Genomic DNA, 16,890 nt, shown 5'->3' on the forward strand with positions numbered 1-16,890 from the left:
GCGGGTTCAGCCGCCGAGCTTGCCGAGAATTGATTGGAACAGGTCGGTGACGCCCTCCTCGACGGCTCGGTAACCCTCCGCCATCGAGTGCAGGCCGGCGGCGTAGTTTTCCAGCTCGGTGAGGTTGGTGCTGAGGCACTCGGTCAGCCCGTCCACACAAGCCTGGTGGGCGACACCGAGCAGCATCCCGATGTCGTCGCCGCCGAAGGCGTCCGCGTAGCTACCCACCGCGGCCTGGAACGCCTCGAAGGCCTGCCCGACCTCCTCCTTGGCCCGGGCCAACTCCTCAGCGCCGCGGCGCACCGAGTCGACGTCGACGTCGAGCGGGTTCATCGTCAGCTCCTCCCATGCAGTTTCCGCATGGTCTCGCTGACCGCGAGGGTGATCTCCCGCATCTGCCGCAGGCCCTGGTCCTGTAGCCGCTCCACTGTGGCGGTCATCGCAGCCAGGTCGGGCATCGGCTCCGTCCCGGCCGTGGCCTCTTCCTGCCCGTCGAGGGCCGCGTTCACCGCCCGGCGAAACTCCTCGGCAAGCTGCTCCGAGCCCTCGCGCAGCACCCGGGGATCGAGGTTGACGGCGCTGACCCGGCCGGCGCTGTCGACGGTGACCCGGATCCGCCCGTCGGCCGCCTCGCCCACCGACTCGACCCGTTCCCGGGGCGCGACGGTGCTGCTGACCTCCCGCAAGGCGGCCCGCGCCTGGGCTAGTTGCTCTTCCAGGGCCTTCTCACCCAGCATGCTGCCTCCCCGGACTGGCCGTGCCGAACCGGCCCCAGACTAGCGACCCGGCACACCCCGGCGGCACCCCGTCCACCGGGGACGGTCAGGCGCGCAGGTGCCCGTCCCCGGTGACCACGTACTTCGTCGAGGTCAGCTCGGGCAGGCCCATCGGGCCACGGGCGTGCAGCTTCTGCGTGGAGATGCCGATCTCCGCGCCGAAGCCGAACTCGCCGCCATCGGTGAAACGGGTCGACGCGTTCACCATCACCGCGGCCGCGTCCACCCGCGCGACGAAATCGCGGGCCGCGCTCGCCGAGTCGGTGAGGATCGCCTCGGTGTGCCCGGTGCCGTAGCGCCGGATGTGCCCCACTGCCGCGTCCAGCGACTCGACCACCGCTACCGAGATGTCGGCGGACAGGTACTCGGTGGCGAAGTCCTCCTCGGTGGCCGGGACCACAGCGGCGGAGTACGCGGCCACCTCGGGGGAGCCGTGCACCGTCACCCCGGCCTCGGCGAAGGCCGCGAGCATCGGTGGCAGGAACGCGTCGGCGACGCTGGCGTGCACCAGCAGCGACTCGGCGGTGTTGCAGGTGGACAGACGCTGCGTCTTGGCGTTCAACGTCACAGCGACGGCCTTCGCCACGTCGGCGGCGGCGTCCACGTAGACGTGGCAGTTACCCACCCCGGTCTCGATCACCGGCACCGTCGACTCCTCGACCACGGTCCGAATCAGCGACGCCCCACCGCGCGGAATGAGCACGTCGACGAGCCCTCGGGCGCGCATCAGCTCCTTCACCGAGTCGCGGGAGCTGGCGTCGAGCAGTTGTACCGCGTCGGCCGGGAGCCCCGCGCCGGCGACCGCGTCGCGCAGCACCGCGACAAGCGCGGCGTTGGAGTGCGCGGCCGACGACGACCCGCGCAGCAGCGCCGCGTTGCCGGACTTCAGGCAGATCCCGGCGGCGTCCACTGTCACGTTCGGCCGCGCCTCGTAGATGATGCCGACCACCCCGAACGGCACCCGGATCTGGCGCAGCTCCAGCCCGTTGGGCAGGGTGGAACCGCGTACCACCTCGCCGACCGGGTCGGGCAGCGCGGCCATCTGGCGTAGCGCGTCGGCGATGCCGGCGACCCGGCCCCCGTCGAGGGCGAGCCGGTCCAGCACGGCCGCGCTCAGCCCGGCCTCCCGGCCGGCCGCCAGGTCCGTCTCGTTGGCGGTCAGGATCTCCGGGGTACGCGCCACCAGCGCCTCGGCCATCGCCACCAGCGCGGCGTCCTTGACCGTACGGGTGGCCACTGCCAACGCCGTGGCGGCTTCCCGCGCCCGCTTCGCCTGCTCGACGACGCTCATCGATCGCTCCTCGTGTTCGGAAGGGCCCCTCGTACGACACCAGGCGTCAAGGGTCCCCTGCTTACAGCAACACGAGGTCGTCGCGGTGGACGACCTCTCGTTCGTACGCCGGGCCGAGCGCCGCGGCGAGTTCGGACGTGGACCGGCCGAGCAGCCCCGGCAGCTCCACCGCGTCGTAGTTGACCAACCCGCGGGCCACCGACGCGCCGGCGGTGTCCACCAGGTCCACCGGGTCGCCAGCGGTGAAGGTGCCGTCCACAGCGGTGATGCCGGCGGGTAGCAGCGACTTGCGCCGCCCGACGACAGCCGCCACCGCGCCCGGGTCGAGGTGCAGCCGCCCGCGCGGTGAGGTGGCGTGGGCCAGCCAGAACAAGCGGGCCGTCGGGCGTTGCCGTTGCGGATGGAACAGGGTGCCGACCGGTTCGCCGGTCAGGGCCGGTGCGGCCAGGTCGGCGGCGGTGAGCACCACCGGGATGCCGAAGCCGGTGGCGATCCGGGCCGCCTCGACCTTGGTCACCATGCCGCCGGTGCCGACGCCGGAGCGGCCGGTCCCGCCGATGGTGATCCCGGCCAGGTCCGCGTCGTCCCGGACCTCCGCGATCCGGGTGGAGTGCGGGTTGCCGGGGTCGCCGGTCCAGAGCGCGTCCACGTCGGAGAGGAGCACCAGCAGGTCGGCGTGCACCAGCGCGGCGACCAGGGCGGCCAGTCGGTCGTTGTCGCCGAACCGGATCTCCTGGGTGGCGACCGTGTCGTTCTCGTTGACGATCGGCACCGCCCCCAGGTCGAGCAGCTTGCGAAGTGTGCGGTACGCGTTGCGGTAGTGCGCCCGTCGGGTCACGTCGTCGACGGTGAGCAGCACCTGCCCGACGGTGCGGCCGTGCCGGGCGAAGCTCGTCGCGTACCTGCCGATCAGGAGGCCCTGCCCGACGCTGGCGGCGGCCTGCTGGGTGGCCAGGTCGCGCGGACGTCGGGGGAGCCCGAGCGGGGCGAGGCCGGCGGCGATGGCGCCGGAGGAGACCAGCACCACCTCGCGCCCCTCGCTTGTCAGCCGGCCGAGGGTGTCGACGAGCGTGTCGACGCGCTCGTCGGCCAGCCCGCCGGTCGCGGTGGTCAACGAGGAAGATCCGATCTTGACGACGACCCGCCGGGCCGCCGTGACTGCGTCGCGCACGCGACCATTCTGCGTGCTCACTGTCGCAGCGCCCGGCGATGTTCCCATATGGTGGCGGATTGTGACTCCTGACGAGTACGTCGAGGCGGTGCTCGACCTGGTCGAGCGGATCCCCGAGGGTCGGGTGATGTCCTACGGCGCGGTCGCCGACGCGCTCGCCGAGCGTTCGGGGCGGGCGTCCGCGCGACTGGTGGGCAACATCATGGCCCGCCACGGCGGCTCGGTGCCCTGGCATCGGGTGGTTACCTCCGCCGGCCGGCTGCCACCGGGACACGAGCGGGAGGCGCGGGCCCGGCTGCGCGCCGAGGGCACACCGCTGCGCGGCGAGGGCGTGGACGTCGCGGCGGCCGGATGGTCGCCCCAGGAGAGGCCGTGACGACCGGCGGAACGTGATCGAGCCCGGCGGGCGCGGTCGGGCAGGCGGTCCTGCCGCGCGACACCGCTCGGCAGGTAGTTCTGCGGCCCGCCGCGGGCAGGACAGGTGCCCGCCCCGGGCTGGGGCGGGGCGCCTTTCAGAGCGGAAACGCGGGCGGCACCTCGTTGTCGTCGGGCTTCAGGTCGAGCCAGTAGCGGTCCTGGGTGTCGTAGTGCAGGACGCGGAAGTCCCGGTTCGAGGCGTCGGGGCCCGGCTGGCCAGGTATCAGCAGGACGAACGTGTAGCGGCGAGACTCACCAGCCGGCACGCCGGGAAGTAGACACGTCGGTCGGCTCGAGTCCGCGACCTGTCCCGGCTTGCATCGGGACCAGTCTCCGCCCGCCCGCTCGCCGCGCTCGATGTCGTGGAATGCGACCTGCGGCGCGTCGACCGGCCCGGCGTTGGTGACCGTGAAGACAGTGGTGAGTTTGCGTCGGGTGTCCGCCCCGCCGACGTCGACCACGTCGTAGGTCATGCTCAGCCTCAGGTCGGTGAGCCGGGGATCCGTGCCGAATTTCGTCGGGCCGTCGCTCTGCTCGAACCGTTGCCCGTTCCACTTGTACGTCCGCACCTGTTCCCGCCGGAAGTACTTCGGGATCTCGCAACAGGGCACGATGTCGGCCACCGTCACCTGGACCGCACCGGTCGGGCTGATCTCCGCCGCGAGGATGTCCTTGAACTCGTCGTCGGTCCGGACCACTCTGCCCACCGTCACGATCCGCTCGTCCCGGTTCCGCTCGAACGCCACCACCTGTTTGGCCGACGCCTCGCCGTACCGGCAGGCGACGATGGCGATGGTCTCGTCGACTCCGTCGCCATCGACGTCGCCGTACTCGAACTCGTTGTCGGCAAGCTCGGACACGTACGTCTTATCCGTGTTGGTCTTCAGCCGTACGTTCGAGGTGGTGCAGCCGCCCTCCGCCATGCCCGGCGGCCAGTTCGGCAGGTCGACAGGTGTGGCGAGCAACTGCGCCCGACTGATGCGTCCGTCCGGGCCGGTCGGGGCAGTACCGGTGGGTGTCGGTCTCTGCGTCGGCGACCCGCTCGGCGTGGGCGTCGCCGGTGCCGGCGTGGGCGGGGCCGTCGGTGGGATGGACTCCACCGGCACCGGCGGAGTCCGGTCGCCGTGCAGTGCGGCGTTGATGACGACGGGGGTCACCCCCAGGACGACCGCCGCCGCGGCGGCCGCCGCTGTCGTTCGCCGGCGTCGGCGTAGGCGCTGCCGGGCCTTGTCCGGACCGGCGCCGGCGACTTGGCTGATCACGTCATTGCGGTACGCGCCGAGCCGCTCGCGCAGCAGCGGGTCGAGGTCAGACATCGCGCACCCTCTCGGTGTTCTCGTCCAGCAGCGCGGCCAGGGCGGTTCGGCCGCGGTGCAACCACGACTTGACGGTGCCCTCGGCCACCCCCTCCTGCGCGGCGATCTGGCTGACCGACAGGTCCGCCAGATAGTGCAGGATGACCGCACGGCGATGGTTGGGTGGCAGTTGCGCCAGCGCCGCGTCGATGGCGACCCGGTCGGGGTTCGGGCCGGGCACCTCGGCCTCGGTGCGTCGTTGTCGCAGCAGGTGGTCCCGGGCGGTGCGCAGGCGTCGCCAGCGGCTGTGCGCCAGGTTCCACGCGACCCGGCGGACCCAGGCCACCGGGTCGTCGTAGCGGACCAGGCGGTCCCAGCGGGTCAGCGCCCGGTAGAACGCCTCCTGGGCCAGGTCCTGGGCGTGGCCCAGGTCCCCGGTGTACGCGGACAGTTGAGCGGTCACGCTGCCGAAGTGCGCGTGGTAGAAGTCGTCGAAGGTGATCGTCGGCTCGACCGCCGAAGCGGCCGTCCGTAACGCTGGTTCATTGGCGCGGGCACCCATCGTTGACGTCACTGCCCCTCCCCGTCACCGCCAGGCGGTGTGCCCTCGCGGTAGTAACACTCCGAGACTGCGGACGCGGTTGCGGGCTGGCTGCCGGCCACCTGCTTTCTTAGATGACCGCGACGGGCGGCAGGTTCGTGGCCGCAGGAGGGGATGTGGCCTCTGACACAACGTGAGTAATATTCGGCCCCATGACAACGCCGCCGGGCCCCGGCTCGCTGCCTCGACGGGTGCACGCCGGGTACGCGCTCGGCTCCCTGGCGACCGGTGCGTTCGGCACCGTGCCCGGTCTGCTGCTGTTGCCGTACCTGACCGACACCCTCGGTGTGGCCGCCGGCCTGGCCGCTCTGCTGGTGCTGCTGCCGAAGGCCTGGGACGTGCTGGTCAACCCGGTCGCCGGGCGGATCTCCGACCGCACCCGGTCGCCCTGGGGCGCCCGCCGCCCGTACCTGCTCGTCGGCGGCCTCGCGCTCGCCGTCCTGTTCGCGTCGATCTTCGCCGCGCCGTTCGGGAACGGCTCGGCCGCAGCCGCGTACGTGGCGGTCGCCTTCCTCGCCACCGCCACCGCATTCGCCTTCTTCCAGGTGCCGTACGTGGCGATGCCGGCGGAGCTGACCGACGACTACGCCGAGCGCACCAGGTTGATGACCTGGCGGATCGCGGTGCTGGCGCTGGCCATCCTGGTCTCCGGCGCGATCGCGCCCCTGGTGGTGACCGCCGGCGGCGACGGCGTGGCCGGGCACCGGTGGATGGGCCTGTTCGTGGCGGCGCTTATCGCCCTCGGTGCCCTCGGCGCGTTCTTCGGCACCCGGTCCGCGCCGACCGGCGCGGTGGGCGGCAGCGAGCCGACGCTGCGCGCCCAACTCGCCGTCGCCAGCGCCAACCGCCCGTTCCGGGCGCTGCTGATCTGTTTCGTTGTGCAGTCCGCCGGGGTGGCGACCATCCTGGCCGGGGTCAACTACTTCGCGGCGCAGATCCTGCGCGACGAGCAGAGCGGGCCGACCCTGCTCTTCGTCTGCTTCGTCGGGCCGGCGCTGCTGGTGATGCCGATCTGGACCCGGGTCGGTGCCCGGCTCGGCAAGCGGACCGCGCTTGTCGTCGGCTCGCTGATCCTCGCCGGCGGGGCGCTCGCCCTGGTCGCCGCGCCGGTGCTGCCGCCGGTAGCGGTCTACCTGGTGGTCGCGGCCATCGGGGTGGGATACGCCGGACAGCAGGTCTTCGCGTTGGCGATGCTGCCGGACTGCATCGCGTACGACACGGCCCGCACCGGTCGACGGCAGGCGGGTGTCTTCACCGGCCTGTGGACCGCCGGGGAGACCCTCGGCCTGGCGCTCGGTCCGGGCATCTACGGACTGGTGCTCCAACTCTCCGGCTACGTGTCCTCCGACAGCGGTACGGCAGCCACCCAGTCCAACCCAGCCCGACTAGGCGTGCTCCTAGGCTTCACGATCCTCCCGGCGTTCCTGATAGCCCCGCCCGTGTTCCTCCTACGCCACTACACCCTGACCCCCCACCACCGCGCCGATCATGGAGTTGTGGTGGGGGACGAAAGCCGCTGACCGGAACAAGAAAGGCACCACGACTCCATGATCGACGATGAGAGCAGGGTTGCGGGCGGCGCTTTGTCGCCTTTCGGGGTGGCGGCTGAGGATGTTTTGGCGGAGGTTCGTCGGTTGCGTGCCGGTGATCGGCCTACGCACGGCGGGCAACTGTTCGCGTACGTCTACGACCCGGCGGTGCCGGGGCTGGACGAGCTGGCTGCCGCAGCGCACCGGGAGAGCGCGCACGTCAACGGGCTGGACCCGACCGCGTTTCCGTCCCTGCTGGCCATGGAGAACGCGCTGGTCGCCGCCGCCGGCCGGGTGCTCGGCGCCGGTCCGGGCAGCACCGCCCCGGACGTCGTCGGCAGCGTCACCAGCGGTGGCACCGAGTCGCTGATCCTCGCGGTCAAGACCGCCCGGGACGCGCACCCGGAGATCTCCGAACCCCGGATCGTGGTGCCGTCGAGCGCGCACGCGGCATTCGCCAAGGCGGCGCACTACCTGCGGGTGGCGCTGGACGTCGTACCGGTCTCCCCGGACACCCTGCGCCCCGACCCGACCGCGATGGCCGCCGCGATCCGCCCGGAGACGGTGCTCGTCGCCTGCTCCGCGCCCTCGTACGCGCACGGCGTGGTGGACCCGGTCGCGGAGATCGCCGCCGTGGCCGCCGCCGCCGGGGTGCGCTGCCACGTGGACGCCTGCTTCGGCGGCTGGACCCTGCCCTACCTGCGTCGCCTCGGCGAGCCGGTGCCGGCGTTCGACTTCACGGTCCCCGGGGTCACGTCCATCTCGGTGGACCTGCACAAGTACGCGTACGCGCCGAAGGGGGTGTCGGTGCTGCTGCACCGCGACGCCCGGCTGCGCGCCCCGCAGTACTTCGCGTACGCGGACTGGCCCGGCTACACGATGATCAACCCGGTGATCGCGTCCACCCGCTCGGGCGGGCCGATCGCCGCCGCGTACGCCACAGTGCGGCACCTCGGCGACGACGGCTACCTGCGGCTGGCCGCCGTCACCCGGGACGCGGTCGCCGGCCTGGCCGACGCGGTCCGCGCCATCGACGGGTTGCGGCTGATGGTCGAGCCGGAGTCGACAGTCGTGTGCTTCACCGCCACCGAGGGTGGCCCCGACCTGTTCGTGCTTGTCGACGAGCTGACCGCGCGGGGCTGGCACACCCAGCCCCAACTGTCGTACGCCGGGCTGCCGGCGAGTGTGCACCTCACGGTGACCGCCTCGGTCGCGCCCCGGGTCGCCGAGTTCGGGCCCGACCTGGTCGAGGCGGTGGCCGCCGCCCGGACAGCCGGCCCGGTCGCCCTCCCGCCCGAGCTGATGGCGCTGGCGACGTCGTTGACCCCGGACGCCCTCACCCCCGAACTCGTCGCCGGACTCGCCGCCGGGCTCGGACTCGGTGGCGGTGGCACGCCGACACCGGGCCCGCTGGCGGTGGTGAACACCCTGCTCGACGCCGCCCCTCCGGCGTTGCGCGAACGCCTGCTCGTGGAGTTCGTCGGCCTGCTGCAACGCCCCACCTGGTGACGTGGCCCAACCTAACCCGACCCAACCCGACCCGACCCGACCCGACCCGGCCCGGTCCGCCGGCAGGCGACGGCGGACCGGACCTACCGGTTCAGCGGTAGGTGACCGAGACGGTGTTGTCCACGTCGTAGACCTCCTCCACGAAGTCGAAGTCGGCGTCCATCGCCCGGACGTCCACGTCGGCCTTGCCGGTGCCGACGGTGCTGCCCGCCGGAACCCGGAAGCCCAACGTCAGTTGGGTCTCCTTGCCGCCTTCGAGCTTGTTCAGGTCGCACCGCACCGGCTCCCGGGTCGTCGCCGGGTCGTTCCGGCACGCCGCCCAGCCACTGCCGTCCGGGCGGACCTCCGCCGGCAGGCCCAGCCGCAGCGCCACGTAGGCGGCCAGTCCGGCCGTGTTGCGAATGCGCACTGTGACAGTGCCGACCTTGGCGCCGTCCGCCGCGTCGGCGAGCACCAGATTCGTGGCGGTGACGACAAGGTTGACGTCGTGCCGGTTCGGAGCGAAGCTCGTCGGCCCGGAGACCTGGGCGAAAGCGTCGCCCTGCGAGCGGTAGCCCCGCCACTGTCGTTGTGAAAATTCTGCGGGCCAGCCGCCCCCGGGAGCGATGTCACCCACCTGCACGCGGACCGTGCCGTCGCCCACCACGTCGAGGGCGAACAGCCACTGCGGCTTGTCGATCGTCGTCGCCACCACGCGGCCGAGCGTGACCACCTTCCCCTGCTCGTCCCGGTCGAAGGCGACCACCTGTTGGGAACCGCCGGTGCCGAACACGCACCGCACGAGCGCCACCGTCTCCACCGCCCCGTCCCCGTCGATGTCACCGTGGTCGAGCGCCTCGAGCCAGTTGACCCCCTCGCGGCTGTCGCCGCTGAGCCGGGCGGCCGACGACGGGCAGTCGAGCCCGGCCCGCCACGCCGGCAGGGTCACCGCCGCGCCGAGCAACTGAGCCCGGCTGATCCGGCCGTCCGGCACCGCGGAGCCGGGGCCAGCACTGGTCGCGGAGGCGCTGGGAGTCGGGCTCGTCGAGCCGTCCGGCGTGGGCGACACCGAGATGCTCGGCGTCGGGTCGACCGGAGGGGGCCGGTGGTCCGGGCCGTTCATCGCCGCGTACCCGATGGCGGACCCGCCGAACAGTGCGAGCACCGTCGTGGCGGTGGCCCCCCACCGGCGTCGGTTGCGGCCACGTACCGTCCGCCGGACGGCGGCGGGGCCGGGCACCTCGACCTTGTCCAGCACGGTACGGCGGTAGTGGGCGAATTCTTCGGCGAGGCCGAGGGTCTCCGGCTCAGACATCCCGCACCTCCTCGGTTGTGTCCCGCAGTTGGGTGGCGAGGGCCGTCCGGCCCCGGTGCAGCCAGGACTTGACGGTGCCCTCGGCAACCTGCTCCTCGGCGGCGATCTCGGCGACCGACAGATCGGCGAGGTAGTGCAGGACGACCGCCCGGCGCTGCTTCGGCGGCAACGTCGCCAACGCGACGTCGAGCGCGACCCGGTCGGGGCTCGGGCCGGCGACGTGCGCCTCCCGCTGCCGCAGCAGCCACGACTGGGCGGTCCGCAGCCGCCGCCAGCGGTTGTGTCCGAGGTTCCAGGCGACCTTGCGGACCCAGGCCAACGGGTCCTCGTACCCGGCGATCCGGTCCCAGCGGGCGTACGCCCGGCAGAACGCCTCCTGAACCAGGTCCTGCGCCTGCCCGAGGTCGCCCGTGTACGCGGTGAGCTGCACCACCAGCCCGCGGAAGTGGGCGTGGTAGAAGTCGTCGAAGACCAGTTCGGGGGCCGCCGGGATGGAGTTGCCCGGAGGCTCCGGGGGCGGCGCGCCCACCCGTACGTCTCTCGTCACAAGCACTCGCCCTCCCCGTGGCGGCCGCTGACGGGTTGTTCGCCAGCATCAGTCACACCGCCGGACACGCCGGTGGGTTGCGGGTCGGTCGGTGCCGAGTCGTTGTCGGCTGCGGGACAGGCGGACCGGCCCCCGGGCCGCTCACCGCCGGACCGCGTCGGCGCTGCCTGTGATTCACTGTCGGTGAGGAGAGGGGGCGCTCGTGGAGCTGCCGGCATTGCTCGGCGAGCCGATCCGGTTCGTGCTCAACTGGGGCCGCCGCTACTCGCTCTGGGTGTTCAACTTCGGCCTGGCCTGCTGCGCGATCGAGTTCATCGCCACCAGCATGGGTCGGCACGACTTCATCCGGCTCGGCGTGATCCCGTTCGCCCATGGCCCCCGACAGGCCGACCTGATGGTGGTGTCCGGCACGGTGACCGACAAGATGGCTCCGGCGATCAAGCGGCTCTACGACCAGATGCCCGAACCGAAGTACGTCATCTCGTTCGGCGCCTGCTCCAACTGCGGCGGCCCGTACTGGGACTCGTACTCGGTGACCAAGGGCGTCGACCAGCTCATCCCGGTGGACGTCTACGTGCCCGGCTGCCCACCCCGGCCGGAGGCACTGCTGCACGGCATCCTGCGCCTCCAGGAGAAGATCGCCGCCGAGCAGTCCGGCGTCGGCGGCGTGCCGCAGCGGGACCTGCTGGCCGCCCCGTTGGACGCCCCGCCCCGCGAAGCCGCCGCCCCGCGATCCGTCGACTCGCTCACCGCCGCGCCGGTACGCCCACCCGCGACGAACTGACCTCCGGGTGGCCGGGCCCAGCTAGCCTGCGCAGCATGACCAGCTCAGTGGACCAGCGGTCCGCCCACATCGTCGACGTGCTCACCGAGGAGTTCGGTGCGTCGATGGCGATCGACCCGGCCGCGTTCCGACGCAAGTTCCGGAAGATGGCCGCGTCCCCGTTCGCCTTCTACCGGGGCAGCGCCGCGCTGTTCTACGCCGACCAGCGCGGGGACTTCGCCGACGACCGGTTCCTCGACGAGCGGACCAGCCGGGTGTGGATCCACGGTGACCTGCACGCGGAGAACTTCGGCACCTACATGAACGCCTCCGGGCAGCTCGTGTTCAACGTCAACGACTTCGACGAGGCGTACGTCGGGCCGTTCACCTGGGACCTGCGCCGCCTGGCGGCGAGTGTGGCGCTGCTCGGCTACGGCAAGGCGCTCTCCGACACGGCGATCGGTGATCTGGTCGCCGGGTTCGCCCGCTCGTACCTGACGGAGCTGCGGGCGATCGCCGCCGGCGGCGACGACGCGATCGGCTCGATCACCCTGGAGAACGCCGACGGGGTGCTGCGCCGGGTGCTCCAGCAGGCCCGGCTCAACACCCGGGTGGACCTGCTCGCCGCGCAGACCACCATCGACAACTACGAGCGGCGGTTCTCCGTCGGCGACGGGGTCTTCGAGGTCGACGACGCCACCCGGGACCGGGTACGCGCGGCCTTCCAGGACTACCTGGGCACCCTGCCGACCGCCTCGACGCAGCTCCGGCCGGTGGCGGCACGGATCAAGGACGTGGTGTTGCGCAAGGGCGTGGGCATCGGGTCGGCCGGGCTGCCGTCGTACAACCTGCTGCTTGAGGGGCACACCCAGGCCCTCGAGAACGACGTCGTCATCTACATGAAGCAGGCGCAGGTGCCGGCCGTGGCGCGGTACGTCACCGACGAGTCGGTCCGCGGCTACTTCCAGCACCAGGGGCACCGGACCGCCGAGTCGCAGCGGGCCTTGCAGGCGCACGCCGACCCGTGGCTGGGCTTCACCGAGCTGGACGGGGCCGGTCAGCTCGTCGCCGAGGTCTCCCCGTACGCCGCCGACCTGGACTGGTCGGACGTGAACGAGCCGGAGGAGCTGACCGGGGTGCTTGTCGACCTGGGTCGGGCGGTGGCCCGGATGCACTCGGTCGCCGACGACGAGTCCAGCCACGACCTGGTGGACTACTCCACCGAGGAGGCGATCGTCGCGGCGGTGGACGCCGACGAGCGGGGTTTCGTCGCCCACCTGGTGGACTTCGCGCACGGGTACGGGGTGCGGGCCCGGCAGGACCATCAGCTCTTCGTCGACCTGTTCCGCAACGGCCGGCTGCCGGGCATCTAGGACCCTCAGGAGGCGAACTCCAGGACCACCTTGATGTCGTCCGGGCCAGCGGTGTACGCGTCGGCGTACCTGTTCGCCGGCACCCGGCGGGTGATCAGCGACTCCAACCAGACCTGGTCGGCGCGGGCCAACGCCTGCGCGGCCATGTTCCAGTGCCGCCGGTTGGCGTTCACCGAGCCGAACACCACGTTGTTCTCAAGCACCAACGCCCGGTTGAGCGCACCGGCGTCGAAGTCGATGCTCCGACCACCGCTGGACACCCCGGCCAGGCAGACGATCCCGGTCGGGGCCGCCTTGCACATCACGTCGAGGACCACGGTGGGCGCACCGGTGCACTCGATCACCACGTCCGGTTCGAAGGGCAGGTCGTTTACCGGCACCGCGTGGTAGGTGGCACCGAGCCCACGGACCAGTTCCGGCTTGGGCCCGTCGGTGGCCCGGTCCAGGACGTGGACGGCGAGCCCGCGCTGGGTGCCGAGCAGGGCGGCCAGCAATCCGATCGGCCCGGCCCCGGTGACCAGGACGGTCTGCGGCTGCCACTCCGCCCGGTGCCCGATCCGCTCGATGTGGTCCCAGGCCTTCGCCACCACGCTTGTCGGCTCCAACAGCACGCCCACCTGGCCCAGAGCCGGGTCGAGCCGGACCGCGAACTGTGACTCGATCCGCCAACGGTCGCGGGCGAACCCGGGTAGCGCCTTGATGCCGTGTTCGGTGTACTGACCGTTGCGGCACATGTCCCACTCGCCGACCGCGCAGTTGGGGCAGGGGACCGGGTCGGGGTGCCGGACGATCCCGGCCACCAGGTCACCGGGTTGCAGCGTGCCGCTGGGGTCCTCGATCACCCGACCCAGCGACTCGTGCCCGATGACGAGCCGGTCGGCACCCGGCGGCGCCTCGCCGTACTGTCCGGCGATGATCTCGTGGTCCGTGCCGCAGATCCCCACGGCCAGCGCCTCGACAAGCACCGACCCCTCCTCGGCAGCCGGCTCCGGCTGATCCTCGACGAGGCTCAGCGAGTTGGCGACCCCGGGTTTCACAGTCACAGCGCGCACGTCCCTCATCTTTCCCCGCCCAGGGCCGCGCCGCTCCCAAAGCCGGCAGATCACCGGGCCTCGGCGGCGGCCAGGCGACGACCCGAGCGGCACTAGGATCAGCGGCATGACTCCCGAAGAGGTCGGCGCTCAGCTGGTCGCGCTGCTCGCGCCGGTTGCGGCGACCCCGTCGGTCTCCGGCGGGCAACGGTTCGCCCGCGCCACCGTGGACGTCCCACCGGAAAGCTGGCTGACCGCTGTTCGGGTCGCCCGCGACGACGACGCGTTGGCCTGCGACTTCTTCGACTGGCTCTCCGCCGTCGACGAGTTGACCGACGGCTTCGACGTGGTGGCGCACCTCTGGTCGACGCGGCTGCGACACGGGGTGCTGCTGCGCACCCGGCTGCCGCGCGAAGCGCCCACCGTCGCCTCGGTGGTCGACGTCTACCCGGGCGCCGCCTGGCACGAGCGGGAGACACACGAGATGTTCGGCATCGACTTCGCCGGCCACGGGGACCTGTTGCCGCTGTTGCTGCCGCCGGAGTTCGAGGGTCACCCGCTCCGCAAGGAGTTCGTGCTCGCGTCCCGGGTGGCGAAGCCCTGGCCGGGCGCGAAGGAGCCGGGCGAGGCCGAGGCCGGTGGTGGCCGCCGCCCGATCCGCCCGCCGGGCGTGCCCGCTCCGGGTGAGTGGGGGACCACACCCACCCCGGCCGGCGCCGGTGGCGTGGGGGAGGGCCCGCGCGGCGGCACCCCGGCCCGCCCGGCCGGTGACCGTCCGGCGCGGCCCGCGCCGGGGACCCGTCCGGCGCGTACCCCCCGGTCTGCCGGGGAGGGCTCAGCCGGGCAGCCGGGGTCGGGCCCGGTCGCGGACGCGCCGGCCCGCGACGGCCGCAGCGACGACGACGGGGGTACGACCTGATGCCGCTCTGGGTGGAGCTGGTGCTGCGGGTGGCTGGCGTGCTTGTCGCGTTCCTCACCCTGCCCCTGCTGGTCGGCCAGGCCGAGCACAAGGTGATGGCGCACATGCAGGGCCGGCTCGGTCCGATGTACGCCGGTGGCTTCCACGGCTGGGCCCAGTTGGTGGCGGACGGGGTCAAGTTCGTGCAGAAGGAGGACGTGACCCCGCGCGAGGCCGACCGGGCGGTGTTCCGGCTCGCCCCGGCGGTGGCGCTGGTGCCCTACCTGCTGGTGCTGCTGGTCATCCCGCTCGGCCCGAACGACCTGGTCGGGCAACCGTTGGACATCGGCCTGTTCTTCGTGCTGGCCGTGGTCGGCGTCGGTGTGGTGGCGGTGCTCATGTCGGCGTGGGCGTCGGCGAACAAATACAGCCTGCTCGGCGGGCTGCGGGGGGCCGCCCAGCTGCTCGGTTACGAGCTGCCGCTGGTGTTGGCCGCCGCGTCGGTGGCGATGGCGGCGGGCACGCTCAGCCTCTCCGGCATCGTCGAGGCGTGGCAGCCGTGGTGGCTGCTCTGGCAGGCACCCGCGATGATCGTCTTCTTCGTCGCCGGGCTGGCCGAGATCCGCCGGCCACCGTTCGACATGCCGGTGGCCGACTCCGAGCTGGTCTTCGGCTACATGACCGAATACACCGGGCTGCGCTTCGCGTTCTTCCTGCTCGCCGAGTACGTCGGCATCGTGGTGATCGCCGCACTGACCACTGTGCTGTTCCTCGGTGGGTGGCAGGGCCCGTTCGCCGACGACCAGTTGGGCTGGCTCTGGACGCTCCTCAAGATCTTTGCGGTGTCCTTCGTGATCATCTGGCTGCGGGTGTCCTACCCCCGGCTGCGCGAAGACCAGTTGCAACGGCTCTGCTGGCTGGTACTGGTGCCCGCCTCCCTCGCGCAGCTGGTCCTCACGGTGGCCGTCCGCCTCGCCCTCTGACCTGGAGCGGCAGTGTCCGGGCCTCGCGCGACAGTGCCGGGGCCTCGCGCGACAGTGCCCAGGCCTCGCGCGACGGTGCCCAGGCCTCGCGCGACGATGCCGGGGCCTCGCGCGACCTTGATCGCGCTCGATCCTTGTTGTAGTGGTGTCGGTCGGCGCGGAAGCCACTACATCAGTGATCGAGCGCGATCATCCTGCGCGAGGTGGGGCGGACCGCTGCCTCCGACAGGCGGGAGGCACCAACATCCCTGATGTTGCGCGGATCTCGGCGAGGAGCGACGAACTGGCGCGAGGTGGCCGCTCAGCGCAGCGGGGTGTGTGCCGGGTCGACCGGCTCGGCGGGCGGCGGTGGCGGGGTGCCGTCGCCGAACGGGCGGCCACCCAGCGTCTCCCGGCCGTGCGGGGTGAGCCAGTTGGACAGGTCGGGGCCGAGCGGCACGATCCCGGTCGGGTTGATGTCGCGGTGCACCTCGTAGTAGTGCCGCTTGATGTGGTCGAAGTCGATCGTGTCGCCGAAGCCGGGGGTCTGGAACAGGTCCCGGGCGTACGCCCACAGCACCGGCATCTCGCTCAGCTTCTGCCTGTTGCACTTGAAGTGGCCGTGATACACCGGGTCGAAGCGGACCAGCGTGGTGAACAGCCGCACGTCGGCCTCGGTGATGGTGTCGCCGACCAGGAAGCGCTGGTCGGTCAGCCGCTCGGTCAACCAGTCCAGCCGGTCGAAGAGCCGGTGGTACGCCTTGTCGTACGCCTCCTGGCTGCCGGCGAACCCACACCTGTAGACACCGTTGTTGACGTCCCGGAACACCACGGTGTTGACCTCGTCGATCTGCGTCCGCAGGTGCTCGGGATAGAGCTGCGGGGCACCGTCGCGGTGGTACGCGCGCCACTGGGTGGACAGGTCCAGGCTCATCTGCGCGTAGTCGTTAGTCACCACCTGCCCGGTCGGCACGTCCACCATCGCCGGCACGGTGATGCCGCGCTCGTAGTCGGGGAAGCGCCTGAAGTAGGCCTCCTGGATGCGCTCGATGCCGAGCACCGGGTCCCGGCCGCCCGGGTCGAGGTCGAAGGTCCAGCTCCGGGCGTCGTGGGTCGGGCCGGCCACCGCCATCGAGATGGCATCCTCCAGGCCGAGCAGCCGTCGGACGATGATCAGGCGGTTGGCCCACGGGCAGGCCCGACTGACCGCCAGGCGGTACCGGCCCGGCTCCACCGGATACCCGTCGCGCCCGTCCTCGGTGATCCGAGTGGCGATGTACCGCTGGTCGCGGGTGAACTCGCCACCCGGCTCGACGTACTTCCCGCCTGTTTCCTCGCCCACGTCATCCTCCGGTCTGTTGCCGCTCCTCACATCCTCGCCGATCTTCGGTTCGACCGTGCGGTGCGCCGCAACCTGGCCCGTCTCGGGGCCG

17 protein-coding genes are annotated in these 16,890 nt (G+C 72.0%); 7 read left to right on the forward strand and 10 right to left on the reverse strand.

The window, feature by feature from the left end; genetic code table 11:
* Positions 1 to 6 precede the first annotated feature (6 nt).
* From AB0B86_RS17295 to proB, 4 genes are all read right to left on the reverse strand, one after another.
* Complete coding sequence (locus AB0B86_RS17295; RefSeq protein ID WP_357406557.1) at positions 7 to 333, reverse strand: hypothetical protein; 327 nt, start codon at positions 331 to 333, stop codon at positions 7 to 9.
* Positions 334 to 335: 2 nt separating this feature from the next.
* A complete protein-coding gene (locus AB0B86_RS17300; RefSeq protein ID WP_357406556.1) occupies positions 336 to 737 on the reverse strand; it encodes a YbaB/EbfC family nucleoid-associated protein in 402 nt (133 codons plus the stop codon).
* Between the two features lie 85 nt (positions 738 to 822).
* Positions 823 to 2,067, reverse strand: a complete 1,245-nt coding sequence (locus AB0B86_RS17305; RefSeq protein WP_357406554.1) for a glutamate-5-semialdehyde dehydrogenase — start codon at positions 2,065 to 2,067, stop codon at positions 823 to 825.
* Between the two features lie 61 nt (positions 2,068 to 2,128).
* Positions 2,129 to 3,286, reverse strand: a complete 1,158-nt coding sequence (gene proB, locus AB0B86_RS17310; protein ID WP_357406551.1) for a glutamate 5-kinase — start codon at positions 3,284 to 3,286, stop codon at positions 2,129 to 2,131.
* Between the two features lie 13 nt (positions 3,287 to 3,299).
* Here proB and AB0B86_RS17315 point away from each other — a divergent pair, with 13 nt between their 5' ends.
* Positions 3,300 to 3,614 (forward strand): MGMT family protein, encoded by a 315-nt coding sequence (locus AB0B86_RS17315; RefSeq protein ID WP_357406549.1) that lies wholly within the window; start codon positions 3,300 to 3,302, stop codon positions 3,612 to 3,614.
* Between the two features lie 136 nt (positions 3,615 to 3,750).
* On the opposite strand, the gene AB0B86_RS17320 is transcribed toward AB0B86_RS17315, so the two are convergent.
* Both AB0B86_RS17320 and AB0B86_RS17325 read right to left on the reverse strand, forming a co-directional pair.
* A complete protein-coding gene (locus AB0B86_RS17320) occupies positions 3,751 to 4,971 on the reverse strand; it encodes a hypothetical protein (RefSeq protein WP_357418539.1) in 1,221 nt (406 codons plus the stop codon).
* A complete protein-coding gene (locus AB0B86_RS17325) occupies positions 4,964 to 5,512 on the reverse strand; it encodes a SigE family RNA polymerase sigma factor (RefSeq protein ID WP_357406763.1) in 549 nt (182 codons plus the stop codon). The genes AB0B86_RS17320 and AB0B86_RS17325 overlap by 8 nt, the downstream gene beginning before the upstream one ends.
* Positions 5,513 to 5,703: 191 nt before the next feature.
* On the opposite strand from AB0B86_RS17325, the gene AB0B86_RS17330 reads away from it, so the two are divergent.
* Positions 5,704 to 7,071: an MFS transporter gene (locus AB0B86_RS17330; RefSeq protein WP_357418541.1), complete on the forward strand. Its 1,368-nt coding sequence runs from the start codon at positions 5,704 to 5,706 to the stop codon at positions 7,069 to 7,071.
* Positions 7,072 to 7,098: 27 nt separating this feature from the next.
* On the forward strand, positions 7,099 to 8,589 hold the full coding sequence (locus tag AB0B86_RS17335; RefSeq protein WP_357418543.1) for an aminotransferase class V-fold PLP-dependent enzyme: 1,491 nt from the start codon (positions 7,099 to 7,101) through the stop codon (positions 8,587 to 8,589).
* 91 nt (positions 8,590 to 8,680) lie between these two features.
* On the opposite strand, the gene AB0B86_RS17340 is transcribed toward AB0B86_RS17335, so the two are convergent.
* Both AB0B86_RS17340 and AB0B86_RS17345 read right to left on the reverse strand, forming a co-directional pair.
* Entirely contained in the window at positions 8,681 to 9,883 is a 1,203-nt protein-coding gene (locus AB0B86_RS17340; RefSeq protein WP_357406539.1) for a hypothetical protein, read from the reverse strand.
* Complete coding sequence (locus AB0B86_RS17345) at positions 9,876 to 10,412, reverse strand: SigE family RNA polymerase sigma factor (protein WP_357406761.1); 537 nt, start codon at positions 10,410 to 10,412, stop codon at positions 9,876 to 9,878. Before AB0B86_RS17345 ends, AB0B86_RS17340 begins: the two co-directional genes overlap by 8 nt.
* 220 nt (positions 10,413 to 10,632) lie before the next feature.
* Between AB0B86_RS17345 and AB0B86_RS17350 the strand changes: the two genes are divergently transcribed.
* Entirely contained in the window at positions 10,633 to 11,214 is a 582-nt protein-coding gene (locus AB0B86_RS17350) for an NADH-quinone oxidoreductase subunit B family protein (RefSeq protein WP_357406537.1), read from the forward strand.
* A gap of 35 nt (positions 11,215 to 11,249) precedes the next feature.
* Positions 11,250 to 12,566 carry a DUF2252 domain-containing protein gene (locus AB0B86_RS17355; protein WP_357406535.1) on the forward strand — a complete coding sequence of 439 codons (1,317 nt, stop codon included), beginning with the start codon at positions 11,250 to 11,252 and terminating at the stop codon, positions 12,564 to 12,566.
* 5 nt (positions 12,567 to 12,571) lie between these two features.
* On the opposite strand, the gene AB0B86_RS17360 is transcribed toward AB0B86_RS17355, so the two are convergent.
* Positions 12,572 to 13,618 (reverse strand): glucose 1-dehydrogenase, encoded by a 1,047-nt coding sequence (locus AB0B86_RS17360; RefSeq protein WP_357406533.1) that lies wholly within the window; start codon positions 13,616 to 13,618, stop codon positions 12,572 to 12,574.
* Between the two features lie 106 nt (positions 13,619 to 13,724).
* Here AB0B86_RS17360 and AB0B86_RS17365 point away from each other — a divergent pair, with 106 nt between their 5' ends.
* Positions 13,725 to 14,516 carry an NADH-quinone oxidoreductase subunit C gene (locus tag AB0B86_RS17365; RefSeq protein WP_357406531.1) on the forward strand — a complete coding sequence of 264 codons (792 nt, stop codon included), beginning with the start codon at positions 13,725 to 13,727 and terminating at the stop codon, positions 14,514 to 14,516.
* Positions 14,516 to 15,478 carry a complex I subunit 1 family protein gene (locus tag AB0B86_RS17370; RefSeq protein WP_357406529.1) on the forward strand — a complete coding sequence of 321 codons (963 nt, stop codon included), beginning with the start codon at positions 14,516 to 14,518 and terminating at the stop codon, positions 15,476 to 15,478. Before AB0B86_RS17365 ends, AB0B86_RS17370 begins: the two co-directional genes overlap by 1 nt.
* Before the next feature lie 301 nt (positions 15,479 to 15,779).
* Here AB0B86_RS17370 and AB0B86_RS17375 read toward each other — a convergent pair whose 3' ends face one another.
* A complete protein-coding gene (locus tag AB0B86_RS17375; protein WP_357406527.1) occupies positions 15,780 to 16,799 on the reverse strand; it encodes a glutathione S-transferase C-terminal domain-containing protein in 1,020 nt (339 codons plus the stop codon).
* Between the last annotated feature and the right edge of the window lie 91 nt (positions 16,800 to 16,890).

The organism is Micromonospora sp. NPDC049047, assembly GCF_040649135.1.
Taxonomy (GTDB): Bacteria; Actinomycetota; Actinomycetes; order Mycobacteriales; family Micromonosporaceae; genus Micromonospora.

Coding starts and splice junctions, on each gene's coding strand:
- proB (WP_357406551.1), bottom strand. CDS start 3,286: ATGGGAACATCGCCGGGCGCTGCGACAGTGAGCACGCAGAATGGTCGC.
- AB0B86_RS17295 (WP_357406557.1), bottom strand. CDS start 333: ATGAACCCGCTCGACGTCGACGTCGACTCGGTGCGCCGCGGCGCTGAG.
- AB0B86_RS17320 (WP_357418539.1), bottom strand. CDS start 4,971: ATGTCTGACCTCGACCCGCTGCTGCGCGAGCGGCTCGGCGCGTACCGC.
- AB0B86_RS17300 (WP_357406556.1), bottom strand. CDS start 737: ATGCTGGGTGAGAAGGCCCTGGAAGAGCAACTAGCCCAGGCGCGGGCC.
- AB0B86_RS17325 (WP_357406763.1), bottom strand. CDS start 5,512: ATGGGTGCCCGCGCCAATGAACCAGCGTTACGGACGGCCGCTTCGGCG.
- AB0B86_RS17330 (WP_357418541.1), top strand. CDS start 5,704: ATGACAACGCCGCCGGGCCCCGGCTCGCTGCCTCGACGGGTGCACGCC.
- AB0B86_RS17365 (WP_357406531.1), top strand. CDS start 13,725: ATGACTCCCGAAGAGGTCGGCGCTCAGCTGGTCGCGCTGCTCGCGCCG.
- AB0B86_RS17355 (WP_357406535.1), top strand. CDS start 11,250: ATGACCAGCTCAGTGGACCAGCGGTCCGCCCACATCGTCGACGTGCTC.
- AB0B86_RS17335 (WP_357418543.1), top strand. CDS start 7,099: ATGATCGACGATGAGAGCAGGGTTGCGGGCGGCGCTTTGTCGCCTTTC.
- AB0B86_RS17305 (WP_357406554.1), bottom strand. CDS start 2,067: ATGAGCGTCGTCGAGCAGGCGAAGCGGGCGCGGGAAGCCGCCACGGCG.
- AB0B86_RS17370 (WP_357406529.1), top strand. CDS start 14,516: ATGCCGCTCTGGGTGGAGCTGGTGCTGCGGGTGGCTGGCGTGCTTGTC.
- AB0B86_RS17340 (WP_357406539.1), bottom strand. CDS start 9,883: ATGTCTGAGCCGGAGACCCTCGGCCTCGCCGAAGAATTCGCCCACTAC.